Here is an 18,279-nt window from a genome sequence, read left to right on the forward strand (position 1 = left end):
GCCAGCCGAGAGAAACTCGCATTTGGCGATTGCAAATTTCTGCCCCGTTTGCCAGCGTTTTGGCCACCGATTGTCGCGATTTTGCAAACTTGATGACGCATGCCATCCGCCAGCCAATCACCCCATTCCGCGGCGGGGCAGGGCGGTGTGGTGGTCATTCCACATGCAACGACCCGCGAAAAAGGCTGGTGGAAATGCTAAACTCGCGGGATCAAAGTTGCTTCCCATAGAAAACGCCACGATGCCAATCATCACGAACACGCATTTCGTAAGGTCTGTTTCGCGAACGGAGCGGGGCAGGGCGGTGTGCTTGCTTCTCGCTGTTTGTTGGTCGGGTTGGTTGCTCACATGCGGCGCGGTTGGTCTCGCGGCGGAGCCGCTCGCGAGCAAGTCGAATGTGGCGGGGCAGGGCGGTGCAGCAGAAACGCGTGCGCTGAATCTGCCGGACAAGCCGTTTAACTACAGCGACATTGATTGGCCGGAACACTTTCAGTCCGCAGTGGAACGCTTTGACAACACTCCGCCGGACAATCCGCTGACCGATCATGGTGCGACGCTTGGACGCGTGTTGTTCTACGACAAATCGCTATCGGCCAACGGAACGGTTTCGTGTGCCTCCTGTCACAAGCAAGAATTGTCATTCACCGATGACGAACCGCTGAGCGTTGGCTTTGACGGGAAGAAGGTTGCTCGCAATTCGATGAGTCTCGTGAACGCTCGTTTCTATCAACGAGGTCGCTTCTTTTGGGACGAGCGTGCTCGCACGTTGGAACAACAAGTCTTGATGCCGATCGAAAACCCGATCGAGATGGGGCATGATCTGGACAAGTTGATTCCACAGTTAGCGTCGGACCCAATCTACCCGCCTCTGTTCATCAACGCGTTTGGGTCGTCGGATGTCACGGTCGATCGAGTCGCCAAAGCGTTGGCACAATTTGTTCGCTCGATCGTTTCCTTTCAATCGAAGTATGACATTGGTTTGGCGAAATCCGGTTCATATCGCAGACCGTTCCCAAACTTCACCGAACAAGAGAACTTGGGAAAGGACGTTTTCCTTCGTCGAGCCAATTGTGCGTCTTGTCACATGAGCAACGCGTTGCCTTTCAACCCCCATCGTCCTGACGAACCGTACGATTCGTCGAAGCGACCGCCTCGACAAACAGCGTTCTTCACCATGACGACTCCAGCCGTCAACGGCGTCGATGCGGACACGGACGAGGTTGACTTGGGTGTGGGTGCGATCAGCAGTGCCGAAATGGATCGCGGGCGCTTCAAGTCTCCGTCGCTTCGCAACGTTGAACTGACCGGACCGTTCATGCACGACGGACGATTCCATACGCTGGACCAAGTCGTCGAGCATTACAACTGGAGCATCAAGCCGCACCCGAACTTGGACGGACGACTGAAGAACTTTTCCGCCAATGGGATGGGGTTGCCCGAAGTGCCCAAGGTGGCTCTGGTCGCGTTCCTGAAAACGCTGACCGATCGCACGATTCTGACGGACGAAAAGTGGAGCGATCCATTCGTGCGGACTGGCTCGGACGATCCTCCGGGGCATTCCGCGACGGCCGAATAGCGTCAGCGCATTCTGGGGCCGTCCTCGTATCGACCACGTTGTGTGTTGCAAGGATTCCACTTCGTGTGGCGTTTTTACAACGTTGCAAGTGGTGCGTGGCGGCGATCCGGCGGATCTGTTTTTCGTAAGTCGCTCGTTGGCAGTGACTTGCGATGAAAACACTGGTGAGTGTGGCCTGACGGCGCGGCGTCTGCAATTCGGTATCGGTTCGACCGCGGCGGTCTTCCGACTTGTTACCAGTGTCTCTGCATGCACGTTGTTCAGCTAACCGAACTTGCTTCCGTCCTGGCCTATCATGGGCCAGCGATGCTGTTGCAGCGCCGACCGATTTCGCCTGAAGCGATTGCGCAGTACTGGTCTGCATCGAGAAATCGGTTGGACTTGTGGCATCAAGTCATGGCGAGATTCAATCGCGTCAAATCAACCGGTGACTTCTACCGCATGCGATGCTGGTGGACGGACCACATGGGTGTGCTGGAAGAAATTCTGGCCAGCGAAGTGCTGACACGCGTGGTCGCCGCGATTGGCGACGGCATCGATCGGCGAAATGGAACGGACGAATGTTCGCCAATCACGCAAGCGATCCATTTGTCACACTTGGAAGCACGCAACCGAGTCCAGTGGGCGATTCTGGATCGTCGCGGATGCAGCGTGACCGACGCGGTTCGGCTGAATCGATTGCGACGCGTCACCGAGCGATGGATCGATGTCTTGGTCGGCAGCATCTCTGCCTACGATGCTGAATTAACGCGGTTCGGAATGGATCTCACCCGGACCCGGTCACACGCGACCGCCGCGAGAGAATGCAGCACGACGCCATCGCACGAAACAGTCGCTTGGCTGACTCGCGCCGCGATGACGGAAGGCTTCCAAAAGCATGTGGCTAAGCAAGCGTCCTTGCCGGCAGCGAATCAAGGTGTCGCTGACAGCGTCATGATGATGATGCGAGCGGACCTCTTCGACAGCATCGGGACGCTGAAGTCTTTGTGGATGCACCGCATCGAAAGCAAAGTCGACCAAACCGATCAGATGATCTCAGAGTTCTTGCGGCCTGACGTGAATGAGTCAACAACCGTCAACGCATACGAACAACTGCACGCAACCGCACTGGCCCAATGGTTCCGCTAGACAGGCAACTTGAGAGTTCTTCTTGCCAAGTCCACTGGAACGGGCCACACCAAACATAAGTGTGCATGTCCTAGGCCGCCGCACGCCGACAATCGGCATGCAAGCGAGAATTCGAGTCTCTGCCTGCATTTCATGCGTTCGTCCTGTGACTGAAAGCCACCGCTCTTCGCTGTCATGACATTTCCCGGTCAGAGATTGGCAGCGACGGTTGAAGTTCGCGGATGGCCGCCAGGATCGCCCTCGCATCGGTGAAGCAATTGTCACGGATCACCCAAGGATCGGAAAACCGATTGTGCAGCAGTATCAACTGGCGATCGCCAGACACCTGCAATTCCACGGATTCTATTTCGATAAACGAGACCAGGTTGGAAGTGGGCCAAAATAGTCCGTCCCCGAACCAAGCAATCGTGTCACGTTCAATGACAACTTTTGCACTCGGTCTGCTGACAGCGATGACGACCAAAGCAACCAAATGAATCACCGCGAGCGGGTATGACATCCAAAGCTTCGTATCTGCCATGCCCATCAGAAACCAAACAACCGTCGAACATCCGAAAACCGCCAATCCGACGTAAAAACGCAGCTTGCTTGCGGGGCGTTCAATGCAGAAGCGAGCAGCATCCATTTGGAGATCAAAAATGGTGGTGTTGCGGCAAATCGTTTTGATTGTCAAAGACGAGATAACTGCGAATTCGGCACATCACCTTGTTCGTCTCTGCTTTGCTATCACCAAAACGCGTTGAAACCCATGCAAAGAACCACAGCAGACCCGACAAACTGTGGAAGATAGCGTTTGTCCAGCGTTCGAGCGAATGCCCATCCAGTAGCCGCCGTGCCGATGAGTCCCGGCATGAAAAGCATCTGCGGACAGTCCTCGAATCCGATCGGGGATAGCCAGTGGTAGCCAAGCATCAGCGAACCCGATATCGGCCAAATCCAAAACCAGTAAACGAGAAACTTCCGTTGCTCGATTCGGGATCGTCTCGCAAATACTCCCGGACCATGTGTTCGTGATCCTTCCACGATTTGCTTACCGCAAGAGTTGCAGCACCTTGTCGCAGCCAATCGCTTCATGGACCGGGATAGGTCCGTGTTGCAGTTGGGGCACATCAGTGCGTAGCGTTTGGATCTGTGTTCACCCCAAATCAACGCGGTGAGAAAGAATCCAACTGAAGGAAGGATCAACACGAATGGCAGAATGTCAGCGGTCGTTTCACTAAAGTTTTGCCTCGCGGCAGCCACCAAAGAGTCCCGCCACGCGGCGACCACCGCAAAATATGCGAGCATGACCGCAACACCGACGGACGCAGCGAGGACCATCGTCCACATGCGTTTCTTCGACAAGTCGTTGATGTCTGCGGTAGATAGCATAACAGGCTGTTGATTTAGTCGCATACCGAATGACAATCATTAGCCGTTGGGCGTTAGCCCCGGTTGGCGTCTAATCAACCGCCGCTAACGCGGTGCGGCTCAATAAATCAACAGCCTGTCGAAACGATCTGATCTCGATTCCGACGAATGATCGCGATGACCGAGGCTCGTCCGTGGATCTGTAACCGCCACGCCGCGTGGCATCGAAGCAGGTCGGCAAGAATGAATGGTGAGTCTGCAAACGTGCTTTGAAGTTGTCCGGCAGGATTAAGTGGGATGTGAACGCCAGCAAGGTTGGAATGCGAAGCAGTACTACGCTACCGCTACGCGTGCATGTCATGGTTGTCCGCCAATCACACCCGGTCGCGGAGGGCCGAGTTTTGGAGGCAACGCGGTGCCGCCGAGTAACGAGTCAGAAAGGTACGAAAGCACGTACCGCAAATCAGCCTGATCGCAGAAGTACGCATCAATGAGCCCCGGAGTCGTCCAAGGCGAGGTATTGAACCCATCCTCGATATCGTTGTACCAAACCACCGTTTGGCCGAAAATGGCGACGACCCAAAACCCACCGCCGAGGTCACCCCATGGGTGAAGTTGCCATTTGACTGGTTGAATGCGAATCGCGTCCCAAAGACGTTTGGCCGATGCGTTGTGTTGAGGGGTTTCGTCGGCAATCAGTTTAAGCAAATCTGTTTCGCTGATTGGGGTCCAATCTACGGTCTCATATGCGGTCATGATTCAGTCGGATAACGTTGGCCATCAGCGGGTGGCGACGAGAGATTCAACCATTGCCAAAACGCCTGACACGCCACTCCGTTGAATGGCTTGGTTATTCGTTGTTCAGCTTTGTGTGGATTCGAGCATGCTCAGCCCTGAAGTACATCGCTGTAGCAGCAAGGTAGACCGGCAAAAGTAGCAAGTACGGGAATGCAAAGTGAGTGCGAAAATACGCCTTGCGGTACCAGAGCAGATGCCAGTCGTGCACCGCGAACCAGGAAAAGACTGCCATGCAGCTGCCGACCACAAGAATGGAAGACAAAACTAGACCGGTCATTTGGATCGCAAGTGGCCAATTGGTCGGAAACTTGGCTATGAACTTGTACGCGAACGTACGCCTAGGGTATTCCGCGCCGAAGTAGTTGAGCGACGCGAATGCCCATGTGTCATCAACGTTCGACGGCATCTTGCAATCAACCGGATGCCGCCACCAATAATACGTCATAAGAGATACCGCAGCGACAATTGCAATGTTCAACGCGATGATCTCTGGAAAGTCCAAAGAAGCCATTGCTGGGTTGCCTTCAAGTGCGAGATCAGGTGTAAAGGCGTACGTCGTTCCTATGTCCGCCGCCCGAGCAATGGTTGGAGCGACAATGGACGCGATGAAGATCAATGTCCGATTCATACTTTGTCTCAAGAGGGTCCCAGTCGAATAACGACAGGGTTCACCAAGCCGCGGTGAACGAGTCTCAATTGGAAACCGCTCGGCTCCGCGGCTTTGGTGCAACACTTTGTTCGTCAGTTAGTGGTTCGCATCGAATGGTGGACAAATTCATGGCTGTTCGGCCTCTACTAACGAGATGTCGTCGATGAAAGCCTTTTGATCTTGAGGATTGTTCGTAAAAAATATGATTGCCTTTGATGCCTCTGGGCCTGTTCGGAATTGAAGGCTCTTTTGATGAAAATACGGGAAGAAGAATCTTGCCTTGGTTTCTTCGCCTCCATAACTTCGAACCCCTAAGTAAGCGTTGTACCACAAGTCTTTTCCATTTGTTTTTGGCGAACTTACCCAACCCGAAAGTATATAGGTTGTATTTGGTTTTACGGGCACCGTCTGGTGGATCGTCCCACTCGATTCCATGACTGCGGAACCACGCCCTGAACGTACGTCTTCGCCAGCCACCGCTGATCCTTGCCACCCAATCAAACCCTCTTCAAATCCAGGATTGCTAATGAGGTTGGGTCGCAATACCCACCTTAGCGCCTTGCTGCTCTGCCAGATCCGGCAGTAGTCAATTACAAACTGTTGGCCATCGCCAAAATCACTTGCTTTCAAAAATTCGGGCCTTACCTCCCAATCGAACGTTTCCGAATCTATCCAAACTTTTTGTTCATCTGTGGCAACCCAATTGTCCCCCATTTCATCTTTGGTTACACAATTTACTAAGATACCATCCACGTATATTTTGACGAAATCTTCGGCCCAATGGAGACCATAGATATGAAAATCATCAGCGACCCGGAAGTCGAGCTGATGATCGTTCGTCCAAATTCGCTTACCAAATGTCAAAGACCCTTTTCGCCAGTCATGGAACGACGTGTGAAAACGTTTGGATGAAAAAGCGTCGTTGGGCTTCTCCCCAAAGTGCTCAAACACATCGATTTCACCACCATGGCCAGTCGTCCAGAACGAACTTGAAATTGGTCCGTCAGCCGCTTTGCATCTCATTTCCATGTACCCGTATTTAAACCTGGCCTTGCTTACGACGCAGGCTGTGGTCACCGGTGCAGGCTGGCCATATTTGAACCCATTGCTCCCAGCCGTCTTTGAAAACTGAAAGTCAGGGTCCCATCTTGAGGTCAATGTCAAATGTCCACCGCCGACGAAGACGTTTGCGGAATCGTATTGAGAAGGAGCTCTGCCTTTCCACTCGCCGTAATAATTTCCGTTGAGCCCAAGATTGTCCCACTTGTCGAGATTTAGAACACTCCCATCGAACTCATCGCTGACAGATGTATTCAGCACCCATTCGCCATCGTTAGTCGGATCGGAAAAAGGATGCTCTTGTGCAGCCAACGGATTTCCTTGCGCCAACACAAAGCAGAGAACGGTGCAAAGGTGTTTAATCATAAAATCTCGTTTAGATCTGGACTGCGGCTAGGGTACGCAAACTGACGAACGGGAAGCATCTGCGGGTGGCGGAAACGGGATCTCCACTTGTTGTAGGTCTCCACCGCCACTCCGCAGCATGCATTGGTTATTGCGTGCGCGGCGGAATGGCCGGGCACCGTCAGATGATGTGAAATTGTACGACAGGCCGGATGGCGAAACAACGAAGCTGGAATTGATGCAAAGCCAACCAAGCCGAGAAGATGACCTGTGATGGAATGATCGAGTGGCGTTGCGAATGCAATGATGGGTGACTGGTGATTGCCGATCAACCGTGAACCCAACAAAAGAAGCTTGAGAACCAACTCGGGTGCCGATGCTCAACTCCGCGTTCCAACCAGCACTTTCCTGCCAACAATTCGCGATCAACCAAAGGACGCGATGCAAGGCATCCATGTGCGAAGCGGTTCAGCACAATCGAGCAGTCAACCAATTCGTCGCAATAACGTCACCGATCACGGGGCGGCGACGAAAGATTCTCAATTTCAATGTCGTTGACTTCGCCGCTCCCGTGCATCGGATGGTTCGTCACGTTTTCAATCTCAGGTCCAGGTGTCATCGCCGAATCTTCCCAGCCCCAAAGCTAAAGTATGGCCCGTAAACCGCAACCTTACCGCGTCGAGCAGTTACATCATACATTCCGTAATCAAAGTGCTGTACTCCGAGCAGCACGTCCACGAACGTGCGGTTGAAGGCCTTGAGTTCGACCCCTGAATTGCGTTCGTCAGATGCGAAAAACCGAATTCGTTCAATCTGTTCATCGAGGGTGTCGAAATCGACAATGATCCTGTCCGTAGGGACGTCTGGGTTTGCAACAAACGACGAGGCGGTCATCATCGGCCAACGAATCCAGCACAAGGCCATCGCCACGACCGTAGCGGCAAACAGCATGGTTCGAGTACTAAATCGGAGATATTTTCTCATTGAATCCGTTCATGGAAAGTAGCGAGGTTCGATTCGGAATCCTGCCCTTGTTGACGAACGGCCGCGTTCACCGAGCGGCGGGAGAGATTCTTCCATTTCACTAAACCGCACCACCGCCGCTTCGGTGCAACGCATGGTTCGTCGCGATATTGGGCTAGGTGTTGGTCAACGCTCTGTATTTGGTTCTAGCATAGGCAAACCGACGATAGCCTGCAATCAACAGTAGGATTGCGAGAACCGACGCGCCGCCGATCCAAATCACGAACCATTGCATTTGAGTTTTTGGCCAATCCGGGTCAGCGTAGGGGCCGCGGTCCGTAAGGTCCGGAAAAGCGCGGCGAAGATCAAACGCGGAGAAAATAAACCAGAGTGCCACAAATCCCGCGATTGATCCAATCAACAGCAAGACCAGACCTTGTATGCGCATTTGACGCACGCGGTCGTCACGTTCAACATCCGTAGACGCACGCGAGGGGGCGTAAGGATTGGTCATCGCACACCATGTCGTTCTTGGCTAGGGTCAGTGACGGTAGGGAACTTGTTGCCGATCAGTTGGACGCCGAGAACGAATGCGTGCCAAACAGAATCAAACATTCACGACGAACGGTATCGATCACGTGGTCGCCACGGACGATCAACCACTTCAAAAAGCTAAACGAGGCGACTCACGTGCATCGAATGGTTCCGCTTTTACGGTGGGCGACGCTTTGAGTCTCGAACGCCGTTGGCTTGATGGTAACACTGTCAACACGCCGTGGGTCAATCCGTCCCGCCATTTTCAGTCGGCACTTCGAGCATTGCAATATTGCAGGCGTTGGTTGTCAGTCGCCGCCAATATTGGCAGCGGTTGGCGATGTCCGGCATCAGCCGTCAAGTCGGTCGGCAGCGTGTCGTCATTTGATCTGCGGTTTGCGAGCCAGACGAGCTTCACGTCAGTTCAAGTCTCGTTTCGAGAAACGAATGATCAATGTCTGCGCCATCATTCGAGCACAAGCTCGGGCATTGGAGTTCGAGCATTGTCAATCACGAGTGTTGGTCTTCGTTGCGGAACGACCGCGATAACCGAGTCGCGGCGATTGGTTTTCCATTGTCAACAATGACGACTCCGCGACTTCGGTTCATCGCATGGTTCGCCACTCACCTGAGAATCACCATTCGATAGAAACGCATCGCGGAGCGAGTGGGCATGACCCGATCGGTTGCGAAGTACAGTGAATGAGCGTACCAGTCGTGAAGTGATCACACGCAAATGAGTGAAGGCTGGATAAACCTAGCGGGTCCATCCCATCGGTTTGGTAGATCAACGTTTTAGGTTCTCCCGCTGATGCTCCCAGAAAAGCAAGGAATTGTCGTGGGTTCATTGCCATGCAGCGAAATTGATCTGGGACTGGGATGGGCAACGCTGAGATCTCTTGGGCGGCAAGTTGAACGGTCCAGTGGGCTCGTTTCGCCAGCCATCGGACGGGTGAAGTTGGGCGGAACGCACGACGGATCCATGAGTCTCGCTCAGGCATCGTAGCAACGTGAATCGGAGCAATTGCAAGTTCGAAATCGACGGAATCTGCCAATGTGGAGGCTAGCGCGACGCCGTCGCGAAGCGTTGGAACGTGCATGCAGTAGCGTGCGCCAGCGTGAAAGTCGAGTCCGGCGAAAGCTTGCATAGGCTTCAGTTGGCGAACGGGAAGCATCTGCGTGGTGGCGGAAGCCAGATTTCCACTTGTTGAAGGTCTCCACCGCCACTCCGCAGCATGCATTGGTTATTGCGTGCGCGGCGGAATGGCCGGGCACCGTCAGATGATGTGAAATTGTACGACAGGCCGGATGGCGAAACAACGAAGCTGGAATTGATGCAAAGCCAACCAAGCCGAGAAGATGACCTGTGATGGAATGATCGAGTGGCGTTGCGAATGCAATGATGGGTGACTGGTGATTGCCGATCAACCGTGAACCCAACAAAAGAAGCTTGAGAACCAACTCGGGTGCCGATGCTCAACTCCGCGTTCCAACCAGCACTTTCCTGCCAACAATTCGCGATCAACCAAAGGACGCGATGCAAGGCATCCATGTGCGAAGCGGTTCAGCACAATCGAGCAGTCAACCAATTCGTCGCAATAACGACCCGCATCACGGGGCGGCGGGAGTTGACGTTGACTTCAAAACCGACTGGCCACCGCCGCTCCCGTGCATGCGATGGTTCTGCCAGGTTTGGTTGGGTCATGATTCGCCCACCACGCGAGCAATGGCATCAAGCGTTGTTGAATCGTAGTGTCCAGCCTTAGGATTACGTTGCCGTTTAATGGCCACGTAAATGAATGGTTTTACGTCCTCGTCGATCTTTCCCTCGTCCATCAATTGTCCAAGCCCGGTTGCGATGATTGTCGTGTCCAATGTGAACATATCGAATTGGTCGCTGAGAAACGCATCATCCGGATTAGCCAAGTCAATCTCGATCTGCGCGTCCGATGCCAGCGTTTCATTGTAGGCATCGAGATTCCCATCGAGAATCCAATCGAAGCAGTCGGTAACAGGAGCACCCGGATTCTCGGATCGCCAATTCCGCCATTCATAGTAAGCGTCGCTGCCCTCGTCGCTCCCAAACGGTGCACCCTCGTCAACGCAGTCCCAGAACAATGGCTCACGCATCAGTTCGCGTGCGCGAGGATGGGCGGTCTCCGGTTCGTTGAATGGGTCGTGTTCAGTCATATGATTCAGTGGCAGAACGTTGCGGATCACCCGGTCGGCGCGAGAGATCTTCCATTTTCAAGACGCCCGACTCGCCGACTCGGGTGCATCGGATGGTTCAAGTAAGCCGCTAGCGCGGCGGTTTCGGTTTGGTGGTGGAACGGGCGCGTTGCGGATTGTTGGAAGCATCCTTTCAGGAGGAGCTGTTCGCTGGGAACAGCTCAACAACTCCTCCTGAAAAGGAAACCAACATGTCCAAGTTTAGCTCAAACGGTTCGCAAGATGCACCTGGATCCCACTTCCCTGAAAGTCTTCGCCTGAGACTCTCCGAAGACTTGCACCTGACCGGCAAGGCCAAACGAACTCACGATGGCTACATCCGAGCGGTCAGGCAGCTCTCTGATTTCGCCGGTTGCAGTCCCGACCAGGTGAACGAGCAGCATGTGCGACAGTTCTTCTTACACCTGAAAAACGATCGCAACTTTGCTTATGGATCACTCCGCGTGGCCTTCTCGGGCATCAAGTTCTTCTTCACGCACACCTGCAAGCGTGACTGGGAAATTATCAAGATGCTCAAGCTCCAAAACATCACCACGTTGCCGGAGGTGCTGACGATCGAGCAGGTTCATGAACTGATCGGCTCAGCGACCACGCAGCGAATGTTCGTCTATTTCTGGACTGTCTATTCGCTGGGACTCCGACTCAATGAAGCGTTGCATCTGCAGGTCAGTGACATCGACGCCGAGCGAGGCTGGGTTCATGTCCATCGTGGCAAGGGAGCCAAGGACCGGTACGTGCCACTGCCGACGACGACCGTTCGACTTCTGCGAAACTACTGGGCCAGTCATCGACATCCAAGCTTTCTGTTTCCGGCAGATGGACGAAAGCATGACCTCGCCAAAGACGGCGTCAGCGAAGCGACGACCCCGATGAGCGAAACGGCCGTTCAAGGAGCAATGAAGCAGATCACGAAAAACCTCCGCTTTGGCAAGAAGGTCAGCATCCATACGCTACGTCATTCCTATGCGACGCACTTGCTCGAAGCGGGCGTGGGACTGAAGGTGATTCAAAAGTACTTGGGGCATTCTTCGCTGCAGACCACGATGGTCTATCTGCATCTGACGGATACGGCCGAAGCCAACGCTCGCGAAGAAATCGAAAGGCTGTTCGGTAGTCTACCTGGCAGCGGCGAGTAAACCCGCTCTCGCAAATGCCCACGGTTGCGGAGGCTCTTCGCCAATTCGCACCGGCATACCTGCAGCAACACGCCGATTCGATCTCGGTCGCCGAAGACAAAGTTCTTGGCGCGATCACTCGTTGTCGCACCGGTGCGCTCGGTGGTGTTCACTACCAGTGCGGCGGTTGCGGAAGCGATCACTGGGTCGGACGTTCGTGTGGCAATCGGCACTGCCCAAACTGCGGTCACCAGCGGACGCAGGCGTGGATTGAAACGCAGGCTGCCAAGCTGATGCCGGTTCATCACTTCTTGGTCACTTTCACGGTGCCCCGGGAGGTTGGCTTGGTGCTGCGCGTTCACCAACGTGACGGTTACCGATGCTTGTTCGATGCGAGCAGTCAGAGCATTCGCGATGTGGGATCGGCAACCAAGAGCCTGAAAGGATGCCAACTTGGATTCTTCGGCGTGCTTCATACCTGGGGTCGCGATCCGGCCGTCTATCATCCGCACGTTCACTATGTCGTTCCTGGCGGCGGAGTGAAACTGGATGAGCTTGGCCACGCCCTGTCATGGCAGAGCACACCGAAGAACTTCTTGTTCCATCACGGCACGTTGATCCGCACCTATAAGGCGAAGCTTGCCGAAGAGCTTCGAGCGGCAGGTCTTTATGCCCAAATCGATCGTGAAGCTTGGTCGAAAGACTTCGTTGTCGACATCCAGCCGGTTGGGCACGGCGTTCCGACGCTGAAGTACTTGGCACCGTACGTTCATCGAGTCGCGATCAACGACAGTCGCATCATGGATGTCAATTCGGAAACGGTGACGTACCAAATCCGTCGCAAAGGGAACGTGATGCAGAGCAAGACCGTTGCCGGCGACGACTTCGTGGGCAACTTCTTGCAGCACGTGCTGCCAACGAACTTCATGAAGATCCGCCACTACGGTTGGATGAGCGGGAACAGCAAGGTGAAGGTCGAGGAGGTGAAGTGGATGGTCTGGCTGATGCTTGGCTGGACGTTCTGGCTGGGCAGCGGCTACGCGCCACAGGATGAACCACTGACCGTGCCGATGAAGTGTCGCCTGTGCGGCGGTGTGATGCGAGTGATCGAGGTCAGCTACACCTCGTTGTCGTCGCAGGGCATCCGCCCCGAGCACGGGCTGACTTACTACGACAGTGGTTAACGCATGAACCAGGGAAGCGAAACGACCGAGCGAATTCGAACGTCTTCAGAAGGGCGAATGGGGGCGATATGTCGCGACGGCAATCTCAAGCTCAAAACTCATCGGGCAATCAGCGTCAATCCGCTTCCATGCAACTCTTCCCCAGCGAAACTGGCCGAGAGCAAACGGCCGATCAGGAAGTCACCTGCTTCAGAGCCAACCCGCCTCTTCGTTAGAGAACGCAGCCGGGAAGCAATTCCCAAGAGAGACTTAATCAACGCCTCGTCATTCACCCCCGGGCATCTTGAACAGAGGACTTGAGCTTCGGCTAGGCGACGCGTTCTAAACCGCGGCGAACGAAGAAAACTGAAAGAGAAAGTGACTCAACCGCCGCATCCACGCGAAGTCAAATCCTTATTGGTTCCCCGCATTCTTGGCGGCCGGTTGCGTCCAAGATGCGAAATGTCAGGTTGGCGGTAAAGGCGTCGAATGCGTCTTTATCACGCCGAGTCTTGATATACGCAATACGGTGGCCGTCAATTGCGGTCGGAAACATGATCCACTCTGCGGTCCAGTTTCGCACCACACGAACGAGCAACCCGAAAGCCGCCACGCAAAATGCGGCATAGAAACCGAATATCAATGTGGGAAGCCATGCGTTCGACCTTAGTTCGCCAATGGCTGCGAATCCAAGAACCACGGTCAGGAAACCCAAGCCAACACCACAGTAGATCGTGACCGGAGGCGTTTGCCAAAGTGAAATTGGGTGCGGTTCGATGGCCGAGTATGGAGTCGTCGCTTTCCAACGTCCCAAATACGATGTGGTGTCACACATCACGTCACATTCGGAAAGCACGACATGTCCGCGTGCGCCGAGTGTCTTGAAACGATATTCGGCGATGTCAACACTCATGTATCGTCTGTCGGGGAACGGCGGACATCACGGGGCACGGAGAGTTGACTATCCATTGCGGAAAAAGCCGCAAGCCGTGCTCCCGTGCATGTCATGGTTCGCCGAAATTAGTACGTTGCGGTCTGCGACTCATTTCGGCATCGCCCATCATATCACCGCTATGCCGTGCTCGAACAGATATCTGCAATGGTCCCATCACGACATCCGGCAATTGGAACATGGCTCTGATCTTGTCGACAGGTATACCACGTTCCGTTATTGATTCCTCGGTCGCGAATCGAGGCTTGAACCCGCGCCAATTCGAGGGGCACACGAGAAACGAGCACGAGGCCTTCAGGGGAACCAGTTGGATCACGGCGTTTGTCGTAGGGCAGTAGAGAAGCATTGCATCGGTTCCATTCCAGTCCATAGAAACGGCTTCCGCCAACGCGGATTTCGCAGCTTTTGGCATCCATTCGGGGATGCCCTTTAAGGCGAAAATGTGATGATCACACTCGCAAGGCGGTGTTTTAGCAGAGCCAGCAAATAGATCGTCGAGTTCTTGCGCGACGATCGCACTCGGAATACACAAGAACATGAACAGCAAAGTCGTGTGGAGCGGTGTGGTCATGTTCAAGCTACAGAGAGGATCAATCAAGTCGGCGAACGGTAGACATCACGGGGAACGGACGACAGACTTTCCACTTCAAAAACCACGCAAGCCGTTCTCCCGTGCATGTCATGGTTCTGCCAAATCTATCCATCAAATTGCACATGCGTTGGACAGAATTCGCGGTCAAATTCGAGCAACAGGTCCAGGTAGTATATCGGATGACCAGCATAGATCAGCCGAAAGCCGCCGTCTGTGAAGAAGATCTCTGATTCGAGAACCCAATAGGCGAACAGTTGCTCTTCGCTAGCTTTCCAGCGATCGTACCCACTGTATTCCCCAAGTTGAGCTAGACCGGAACGGTGAAGCTCAAATATTCCGTCCGCCCCCAGAGCCTGAAGCTTGGCATGAATCTTCTCAGCGGTGTTCAATAGAGAACGTGTTTGGTTTTCGGCGTCAGGTGGGTAAGGCCATTCGAGATCCGGATTGAGAACAACGCTAACACGATTGTCGGCTTCGATGATGGTCGATTCAAAGGTGAAGCTCCGTTCGATCGATCCCGCAATCTCGATTTCAGACTCACGTAGCGTTAGGCGTCCGAAAACCGATGAATCAAGTTGCGGTGGCAGCGTCGATGGCAATGGTGTGCTCGTTTTAACTGGCAGAACTTGTTTATCACCTGTTGGACAGGTGGGAATAAGTGGTGAGGTTTATTCTACACGGTTTGCCGGTGGGAATAAGTTGCCTTCCGGGCACTTGTTCTCATCGGTCGGTGCGGACTTCGTCCACGTGGGTGACTTGTTCTCACCGTGACACTTCCAGGACGTTGCGTCCTCGGATTGATCTCAATTGACAATTTGACGGCAGAACGCGAGCCAAAGGACCGCAGCCTTTGATGCTCGCAAAAGTGTCCAGTGAAATTCCCATTGTATTCTTGGGGATCCGCTCCCCGCTTGCAAACATTTTCGTAACCGGTGGACAAAACCGCACGCTTTGAGCGGTGGTTTCAGCGAGTTTCTCGCCTAGCTTGTTCACGCTCTCGAGACAGTCTTGGTGGCTGATGTGGAGGCGTTGCCTCTGGTTGCGTTGGAGCGTTTGGGAAGAATCTTATGTTTGATCGGCAGGAGGAGGAGATGCTGGGAGGCCTTGCTTGGAACCACGTGAACAACGAGTGACGTAGCGGAAGGGCGCGAGCCCTCCGGTTCCTCACCGGGCGGCTTGCGCCGCACCGCTAACATTGTGACTTGTTGTTCACGCGTCGCTTACGCGGCGGGTTGTGGGTGCAGCCTTGCACATGTGGCGTGTTGTGGTTGTAGCCTTGCTCACGCGGCGGGTTGGGACTGGAACAACATTAACCAATAGCGGACCACTGTGACGATGCTGGGAGGCTTTGCTTGGAACCACGTGAACAACGAGTGACGTAGCGGAAGGGTGCGAGCGCTCCGGTTCCTTACCGGGCGGCTTGCGCCGCACCGCTAACATTGTGACTTGCTGTTCACGCGTCGCTTACGCGGCGGGTTGTGACGGGAGCCTTACGCATGTGGCGTGTTGTGGTTGTAGCCTTGCTTACGCGGCGGGTTGTGACTGGGACAACATTAACCAATAGCGGACCGCTGCGACGATGCTGGGAGGCTTTGCTTGGAACCACGTGAACAACGAGTGACGTAGCGGAAGGGCGTGAGTCCTCCGGTTTCTTACCGGGCGACTTGCGCCACACCGCTAACATCGTGACTTGTTGTTCACGCGTCGCTTGTGCGGCGTGTTGAGACTAACAGCCTTGCTTACGCGGCGGGTTGTGACGGGAGTCTTACACATGCGGCATGTTGTGGGTGCAGCCTTGCTTACGCGGCGGGTTGTGACTGGAACGACATGAACGAGTAGCGGACCACTGCGACGATGCTGGGAGGCCTTGCTTCGAACCACGTGAACAACGAGTGACCTAGCGGAAGGGCGCGAGCCCTCCGGTTTCTTACCGGGCGGCTTGCGCCACACCGCTAACATTGTGACTTGTTGTTCACGCGTCGCTTGTGCGGCGTGTTGAGACTAACAGCCTTGCTTACGCGGCGGGTTATGACTGGACGTCGCTTACGCGCCGGGTTGAAAGGTGGGATTCTCAGGCTGGAAGCCTAAGCCACTTGGGTTGCGGAACGACGAGGTGAGTGACTTGCTGAGGTGGCAGGTTGGATGACACGAATTGGATTGACACGGTTCAGGTGCGGGAGTTGAGTTGTGATGGGAACGTTTTCGAAACCGGCGAGTGCCGAACAGAAGCAGCGTTGGGCGAAGATATGGTTCCAAAAGCTTTGCCAATTTCACCGGCGGAAGACGGAACCGGATTGGAAGTTTTCGGCCGATGATGTGATTGCTTTCTTGCGGTCACGTCGCGATGCGGAGGTGCCGGCTTGGAAGCGGATGAAGATCATCGAAGGCTTGATTCAGTACCGTGAGACGATCCAGCGTCGAGAGGTGAACGACCTGTTGCCGCTGAAGAAAAAGATGGGCGAGATCATCTTGATCGAGCAAGCCAAGACAGGCGGGTTGGATTCGATCGACGATGTGGTCGGCAAGATCAATCCCAACGAGATGGATGCGATTCAGGAGTTCCGTCGATCGATGCGTCGAGCTGGTTTGGCGATCGCGACCGAGCGTTGTTACGTGAGGAAGCTGAAGGCGTTCATGGCGGATCGTGGGCTGAATTGTCTGGCGGATTTCGACCGGATTCACGCTTGTGACGTGGAGGCTCACCTGACGGATTTGGCGGTCGATGGCAACGTTTCTCCGTCGACTCAGAACCAAGCATTTCATTCGTTGCTGAAGTTTTTCGAGTTGGTGCTGAAGCGTGAGATGGGGAAGATCGAAGCGATCCGTGCGAACAAGGATTCGATGGCCCCCACGGTGATGTCACCAGAGGAGGTCGGCCAAGTGTTCGAGGGACTCGAGGGCGTGTATCTGGTGATCGCGAAGTTGCTGTATGGTTGCGGGATGAGGATCAGTGAGACGCATCGGTTGCGGGTCAAGGACATTGATTTCGCAAACAAGCAAATCGAGATTCGTCAGTCCAAGGGCAACAAGAGCCGATTGGTTCCGATGCCAGATGATTTGATTGAACCGCTGCGGCGTTTTGTCAAGACTCGCGACGCACTGCACGAACATGATTTGGCCAACGGCACGGCCTCGGTGTATCTGCCGTATGCGTTGGACCGGAAGTATCCGTCGGCGCATCGTGAACTGAAGTGGCAGTATCTGTTTGCGTCGCACCGATTGTCACGGGATCCGAGAACCGGCCGCATCCACCGTCATCACTTGCGCGCAACCACCTTCCCGACTCACTTGCGACGCGCGGTGGAACAGGCGGGGATTCTGAAGCATGTGACGAGCCACACGTTTCGCCATTGTTTTGCGACGCATCTGTTGTGGCAGGGGACGGACATTCGCCAGATTCAGCAGTTGCTGGGGCACAGTGACGTGAAGACGACGGAGATCTACACGCATGTGCGGAATCCACATGAGGCGAAGGTGGTCAGTCCGTTGGATCGGTTGGTGCGGGAAGAGGTGGCGGGTATTGGTTGCGCTCGGGCCGACTGAGAGCCTCAGTCGGTTACGGTGGTTGGTTTCAGTTGAGTGCGGGAACTGTGGCTAATGCCGAATGGCACTTACTTCACACCCCTCAAGGAGGTTGTGAATTTTTACGGGCATCGCCAGTAACGCCTTGAGAACCCCGCCCGTGCAGCGGGAGGGGTCGGAAAGCGAGCGTTCAGCGAGATTTCCGGGGGAGGGCAATCCGCGCCGTTTTCCATGCTCGGCCCCCTCCCTCGCGTACGCCTGAACGGCGTCGCTCGACCTCCCCCCAAACTTCGTTTCGGGAGAG

At 54.6% G+C, this 18,279-nt stretch carries 16 protein-coding genes; 5 read left to right on the top strand and 11 right to left on the bottom strand.

The features are described from left to right. The first annotated feature begins 304 nt into the window (after window positions 1-304). A complete protein-coding gene (locus RB_RS06130; protein WP_164922745.1) occupies window positions 305-1,576 on the top strand; it encodes a cytochrome-c peroxidase in 1,272 nt (423 codons plus the stop codon). A gap of 168 nt (window positions 1,577-1,744) precedes the next feature. Then, window positions 1,745-2,704: a hypothetical protein gene (locus RB_RS06135; protein WP_011119190.1), complete on the top strand. Its 960-nt coding sequence runs from the start codon at window positions 1,745-1,747 to the stop codon at window positions 2,702-2,704. Between the two features lie 172 nt (window positions 2,705-2,876). Here RB_RS06135 and RB_RS06140 read toward each other — a convergent pair whose 3' ends face one another. The 8 genes from RB_RS06140 to RB_RS06175 form a co-directional block, all read right to left on the bottom strand. Beyond that, window positions 2,877-3,329 (bottom strand): hypothetical protein, encoded by a 453-nt coding sequence (locus tag RB_RS06140; RefSeq protein WP_164921606.1) that lies wholly within the window; start codon window positions 3,327-3,329, stop codon window positions 2,877-2,879. Between the two features lie 101 nt (window positions 3,330-3,430). Beyond that, a complete protein-coding gene (locus RB_RS06145) occupies window positions 3,431-4,075 on the bottom strand; it encodes a hypothetical protein (RefSeq protein WP_164921607.1) in 645 nt (214 codons plus the stop codon). Window positions 4,076-4,411: 336 nt separating this feature from the next. Continuing rightward, the gene (locus RB_RS06150; protein WP_231846271.1) at window positions 4,412-4,762 is read right to left on the bottom strand and encodes a hypothetical protein; all 351 of its coding nucleotides are present in this window, start codon (window positions 4,760-4,762) and stop codon (window positions 4,412-4,414) included. Between the two features lie 142 nt (window positions 4,763-4,904). Further along, a complete protein-coding gene (locus tag RB_RS06155) occupies window positions 4,905-5,468 on the bottom strand; it encodes a hypothetical protein (protein ID WP_231846272.1) in 564 nt (187 codons plus the stop codon). A gap of 159 nt (window positions 5,469-5,627) precedes the next feature. Continuing rightward, window positions 5,628-6,926 (bottom strand): family 16 glycosylhydrolase, encoded by a 1,299-nt coding sequence (locus RB_RS06160; RefSeq protein ID WP_011119196.1) that lies wholly within the window; start codon window positions 6,924-6,926, stop codon window positions 5,628-5,630. Window positions 6,927-7,520: 594 nt separating this feature from the next. Then, window positions 7,521-7,802 carry a hypothetical protein gene (locus tag RB_RS06165; protein ID WP_164921609.1) on the bottom strand — a complete coding sequence of 94 codons (282 nt, stop codon included), beginning with the start codon at window positions 7,800-7,802 and terminating at the stop codon, window positions 7,521-7,523. Window positions 7,803-8,043: 241 nt separating this feature from the next. Continuing rightward, window positions 8,044-8,382: an Asp23/Gls24 family envelope stress response protein gene (locus tag RB_RS06170; protein WP_011119201.1), complete on the bottom strand. Its 339-nt coding sequence runs from the start codon at window positions 8,380-8,382 to the stop codon at window positions 8,044-8,046. A 1,721-nt stretch (window positions 8,383-10,103) separates the two neighbouring features. Continuing rightward, complete coding sequence (locus RB_RS06175) at window positions 10,104-10,592, bottom strand: molybdate metabolism regulator (protein WP_164921610.1); 489 nt, start codon at window positions 10,590-10,592, stop codon at window positions 10,104-10,106. A 134-nt stretch (window positions 10,593-10,726) separates the two neighbouring features. Here RB_RS06175 and RB_RS06180 point away from each other — a divergent pair, with 134 nt between their 5' ends. Both RB_RS06180 and RB_RS06185 read left to right on the top strand, forming a co-directional pair. Then, window positions 10,727-11,767, top strand: coding sequence for a tyrosine-type recombinase/integrase (locus tag RB_RS06180; protein WP_164921611.1), 1,041 nt, complete (start codon window positions 10,727-10,729; stop codon window positions 11,765-11,767). 14 nt (window positions 11,768-11,781) lie between these two features. After that, window positions 11,782-12,930: an IS91 family transposase gene (locus RB_RS06185; protein WP_011118929.1), complete on the top strand. Its 1,149-nt coding sequence runs from the start codon at window positions 11,782-11,784 to the stop codon at window positions 12,928-12,930. Window positions 12,931-13,315: 385 nt separating this feature from the next. Here the strand turns inward: RB_RS06185 and RB_RS06190 are convergent, their stop codons facing one another. The 3 genes from RB_RS06190 to RB_RS06200 all read right to left on the bottom strand — a co-directional run bounded on the left by RB_RS06190 (window position 13,316) and on the right by RB_RS06200 (window position 15,052). Beyond that, a complete protein-coding gene (locus RB_RS06190) occupies window positions 13,316-13,822 on the bottom strand; it encodes a hypothetical protein (protein ID WP_011119208.1) in 507 nt (168 codons plus the stop codon). 91 nt (window positions 13,823-13,913) lie between these two features. Further along, window positions 13,914-14,432 (bottom strand): hypothetical protein, encoded by a 519-nt coding sequence (locus tag RB_RS06195; protein ID WP_164921612.1) that lies wholly within the window; start codon window positions 14,430-14,432, stop codon window positions 13,914-13,916. Between the two features lie 125 nt (window positions 14,433-14,557). Beyond that, the gene (locus tag RB_RS06200) at window positions 14,558-15,052 is read right to left on the bottom strand and encodes a hypothetical protein (RefSeq protein ID WP_011119210.1); all 495 of its coding nucleotides are present in this window, start codon (window positions 15,050-15,052) and stop codon (window positions 14,558-14,560) included. A 1,591-nt stretch (window positions 15,053-16,643) separates the two neighbouring features. Here RB_RS06200 and RB_RS06230 point away from each other — a divergent pair. Then, window positions 16,644-17,996, top strand: coding sequence for an integron integrase (locus tag RB_RS06230; RefSeq protein ID WP_011119216.1), 1,353 nt, complete (start codon window positions 16,644-16,646; stop codon window positions 17,994-17,996). Window positions 17,997-18,279 lie beyond the last annotated feature (283 nt).

The organism is Rhodopirellula baltica SH 1 (assembly GCF_000196115.1).
GTDB lineage: Bacteria > Planctomycetota > Planctomycetia > Pirellulales > Pirellulaceae > Rhodopirellula > Rhodopirellula baltica.

Bases quoted from the DNA above. Each gene is read 5' to 3' on its own strand.
- RB_RS06140 (WP_164921606.1), bottom strand. From the start codon at position 3,329: ATGGATGCTGCTCGCTTCTGCATTGAACGCCCCGCAAGCAAGCTGCGT.
- RB_RS06145 (WP_164921607.1), bottom strand. From the start codon at position 4,075: ATGCTATCTACCGCAGACATCAACGACTTGTCGAAGAAACGCATGTGG.
- RB_RS06160 (WP_011119196.1), bottom strand. From the start codon at position 6,926: ATGATTAAACACCTTTGCACCGTTCTCTGCTTTGTGTTGGCGCAAGGA.
- RB_RS06165 (WP_164921609.1), bottom strand. From the start codon at position 7,802: ATGATGACCGCCTCGTCGTTTGTTGCAAACCCAGACGTCCCTACGGAC.
- RB_RS06170 (WP_011119201.1), bottom strand. From the start codon at position 8,382: ATGACCAATCCTTACGCCCCCTCGCGTGCGTCTACGGATGTTGAACGT.
- RB_RS06175 (WP_164921610.1), bottom strand. From the start codon at position 10,592: ATGACTGAACACGACCCATTCAACGAACCGGAGACCGCCCATCCTCGC.
- RB_RS06185 (WP_011118929.1), top strand. From the start codon at position 11,782: ATGCCCACGGTTGCGGAGGCTCTTCGCCAATTCGCACCGGCATACCTG.
- RB_RS06190 (WP_011119208.1), bottom strand. From the start codon at position 13,822: ATGAGTGTTGACATCGCCGAATATCGTTTCAAGACACTCGGCGCACGC.
- RB_RS06195 (WP_164921612.1), bottom strand. From the start codon at position 14,432: ATGACCACACCGCTCCACACGACTTTGCTGTTCATGTTCTTGTGTATT.
- RB_RS06230 (WP_011119216.1), top strand. From the start codon at position 16,644: ATGGGAACGTTTTCGAAACCGGCGAGTGCCGAACAGAAGCAGCGTTGG.